Annotated in this window: 1 protein-coding gene; it reads left to right on the plus strand. The window is 68.9% G+C overall.

Going from position 1 to position 1,019, the window contains the following annotated elements; translation table 11 throughout:
* Positions 1–277 (plus strand): alpha/beta fold hydrolase (locus tag E1261_RS44910; RefSeq protein WP_132416504.1); only part of this gene is annotated, 277 nt, incomplete at its 5' end.
* Positions 278–1,019: the final 742 nt, after the last annotated feature.

Here is a 1,019-nt window from a genome sequence, read left to right on the forward strand (position 1 = left end):
CCCCGAATGCATGCGCAGCCAACTCCTGGCCGCCACCCCCTGGGACCGCCACACCGACCTCCACCAACTGAACCTCCCCACCCTCGTCCTGCACGGCCGCGAGGACCGCCTCGTCCCCCTCTCAGCCGGCAAAGCCCTGGCCGCCGCCATCCCCAACGCCGACCTGGTAGTCATCAACAACGCCGGCCACCGACTCTTCACCGACCAAACCACCCCCGCCACCCAAGCCATCACCGCCTTCCTCCAAACCCGATCCCCGCAACGACAGGACGTATAGCCCCACTGGGCCTGAGCACCACGCTCACCGCTGCCGCCCAGGCAGGGCAACCGGCGTATACGTCCTGTCCGTCGGAGGATCTGCCCGACCGGGGATCGTCGGGAACGACACGTAGTAGTCGGGCCGCCGGGCAAGCTCACGCCTGCAGCCAGCCACGAGATCGCCTGCGGCGGCACCACCACGTGTCCTTACCTACGCGCTCGGGCGCCGAACCACAGTTGCCTGCAGGTGCTCCACGACCGCAGTTGCTCGCCGGATGCCGCAGGCGGGACTGCGTGAGGCGGGTGCGCCGCAGGCGCCAAAGGTCTGCCGCCGGAGGCGGTGTCTTGCCAGGCACGGCGGCCGGCGTATAGGTCCTGTCCGTTGGAGGGACTGCGCGGCGGGAGATGGTTGGGAACGACATGTAGTGGTCGGGGCCGCCGGGCTGGGGCACGCCTGGCGCCAGCGTGCGCCGCGAGTGAGCCCGTCGGCAACAGTTCGGCGGGTGAAGGTGTACGGACCAACGGGTAGTGGTCACTGCGGGTCGGTGCCTGGGAGCGTGAGCACGCCGGTGGTTCGTGCTGTTCTGCCGACCACTACCCGTTCTTCGGTACACCTCAAGTTCCGGAACCGGGGAGGGGGTGTGCATGCGCATTCCGGCGCGTAGGGTTCGCGGCTAGTAAGCGCTTGCTGGGATGGTGGGAGGACGTTGTGAGGCGACGGGTTGGGGTTGCGGTTTCGGTGGCTGCGTTGGGGGTGGGGC

This window comes from Kribbella albertanoniae (assembly GCF_004348455.1).
Classification (GTDB): Bacteria; Actinomycetota; Actinomycetes; order Propionibacteriales; family Kribbellaceae; genus Kribbella; species Kribbella albertanoniae.